2 protein-coding genes and 1 pseudogene are annotated in these 2,203 nt (G+C 69.8%); 1 reads left to right on the forward strand and 2 read right to left on the reverse strand.

Going from position 1 to position 2,203, the window contains the following annotated elements; genetic code table 11:
- Window positions 1–516 (reverse strand): annotated as a pseudogene (locus WA805_RS10650) (hypothetical protein); the annotation flags it as partial.
- Window positions 516–1,178 carry a response regulator transcription factor gene (locus WA805_RS10655; protein WP_422340692.1) on the reverse strand — a complete coding sequence of 221 codons (663 nt, stop codon included), beginning with the start codon at window positions 1,176–1,178 and terminating at the stop codon, window positions 516–518. The gene WA805_RS10655 and the pseudogene WA805_RS10650, both read right to left, overlap by 1 nt.
- Window positions 1,179–1,306: 128 nt before the next feature.
- Between WA805_RS10655 and WA805_RS10660 the strand changes: the two genes are divergently transcribed.
- Window positions 1,307–1,768: a DUF3592 domain-containing protein gene (locus WA805_RS10660; protein WP_422271601.1), complete on the forward strand. Its 462-nt coding sequence runs from the start codon at window positions 1,307–1,309 to the stop codon at window positions 1,766–1,768.
- The last annotated feature ends 435 nt before the right edge of the window (window positions 1,769–2,203 follow it).

The raw sequence follows: 2,203 nt of genomic DNA on the forward strand, positions 1-2,203 counted from the left end.
GGCCAGCCGTTCGTGCAGGCTGCTGGCGGAGATCCGCCGGGCGGCGGTAGTGATCGTCCGCAGCGGGCGCAGCACCCGGCCGGCGATGAGCCAGCCGATCACGGCGGCGGCCACCGCGATGACGGCCAGCGCGGCGGCGCAGATGATCAGGATCTGCCGCTCGTCGTAGGAGACGCGCACCTGCGCCTCGGAAAGCAGCTTCGCCTTCTGAGCGGCGGTGAAGACAGGCTGGGATTCGGGCGTGCGGATATTGACGATGTCGTACCGGCCTGACTGCTGGACATCGTAGGCGGGGACGGGAATGGGAATGATGTCGTTGGCACCTGCCCGGTGGACGGCGGCGGCGGGGACTCTGCCGCTGAATTCCGCGGAGGCGGTGTTTCCCGGCTGGCTGACGTTCGCGCGCCCGAAGACCAGGTAGGTGACGACGGCGAGCACGGCAGCGCCGCACACCAGGAACGCCACGCCATACAGGACGGTCAGGCGCAGCCGGGCGGTCCGGCGGGGAACGCGCATTATGGTCCTCCGATGCGGTAGCCGCTCTCCCGGACGGTTTCGATCACCGGCGGGTCGCCGAGCTTGGCGCGGAGCCTGCCGATGGTGGTCTTCACGGTGCTGGTGAACGGGTCGGCTGCTTCGTCCCACACCCGCTCGAGCAGCTCCTCGGCCGATACCGGCCGTCCGTCCGCGGCGAGCAGGCACTCGAGCACGGCGAGCTCCTTGGGAGTAAGCGGCAGGCGCCGCCCGGCGCGGACCGCCACGCGGCGGGCTGGGTCCAGGGTCAGGTCGTCGTGTTCGAGGTGAGCGGGCAGCGGGGCGGCGGCCCGCCGGCCGAGGGCCCTTATCCGGGCCACGAGCTCGGCGAAGTCGAACGGCTTGGGCAGGTAGTCATCGGCGCCCAGGTCGAGGCCCTCCACCCGGTCCCTGACCGACCTCGCCGCGGTGAGCATCAGGACCCGGCTCTCGGATCTGTCCGCGGCAAGGGCCCGGCAGACGTCATCGCCGTGCACGCCGGGCAGGTCCCGGTCGAGCACCACCACGTCGTAGCGGTTGATCGCGAGACGCTCCAGGGCCACGGCGCCGTCCAGGGCCACGTCGACGGCCATCCCCTCCCGGCGCAGCCCAGCCGCCACCGTCGTGGCCAGTACCTCGTCGTCTTCGGTCACCAGAACCCGCACGTTCCCAGGATCACACGGGGAAGGTGACACGTAGGTCACATTTTCGGTCACCGTGCTGTCACCTCCCATTCTGTACACAGGGACGTGTGACTAGTTCCGGCTCTCTCTTCGGGCTCACTCGCCAACCGGTGCCGAGTTGGGTCGCGCAGCTGCGATTCGCCGTCTTCCTCGCCATCGGGGTGGCACTGCTGGTTGGCGGCATGCGCCGCTACGACGCGGCACAGCCGATCGCCGGCGGGAGGACGGCGACCGGCACCGTCGTCAGTGTCAGTACCGGGCAGAACTGCGGCCGCCATGGCTGCTCCGCCTATTGGGTGCCGGCTATCCAGTTCACGGCCGCGAACGGCCGTACCTTCACCTTCGCCGGGCCCGAGTCCGGCAACCCGATAGACACGGGTGACCAGGTGCAAGTGTCCTACGACCCGGGCAATCCGGCTTCCGCGCGTGACGTGTCGGCCGGCGGGGGCGATTCCTGGCTGCTGATCGGGTTCGGCGCCCTGGCGACCCTTGCCGGGGCGGTGTTCTTCCTCCTGCGATTCAGCCGATTCCAGGCGCTACTCATGACCGGCTCGATGAGGAGGCCGCGATGAACGACAAGACCGGTTCGAACAGAAACCTGCGGTGCGCGCGAGCCCTGGCTGTGGCAGCGGCCGCCGCCGTTCTGACGGCAGGGTGCGGCGTGGTGCATGTGCACTTCGGATCCTCCGGCGGCCCTTCCTCGACAGAGCCCGGGACCTACCAGCAGCAACTTGCCTACGCGCAGTGCGTGCGCAGTCATGGCCTGCCGGACTTTCCCCTCCCCAGCCCATCGGGGGCCGCCGGAGTCCGCTGGCAAATGACGGCCAGTCCTGGCAGCCCCGAGGCGCGGGCCAACGACGCGTGCAAGCACCTGCTGTCCGCCATAGGGTCCTGACCGCCATCGCGGGATGCCTGGCGGTCACACCTCGCCGCGGTTCATCGCGATCAGCTGACCCAGCACCCGTCCGCCGCTGACCCGCAGCCCGTCGTGCTCGTACTCGCTGGTC

The sequence above is a fragment of the Trebonia sp. genome, assembly GCF_049794275.1.
Classification (GTDB): Bacteria; Actinomycetota; Actinomycetes; order Streptosporangiales; family Streptosporangiaceae; genus Trebonia.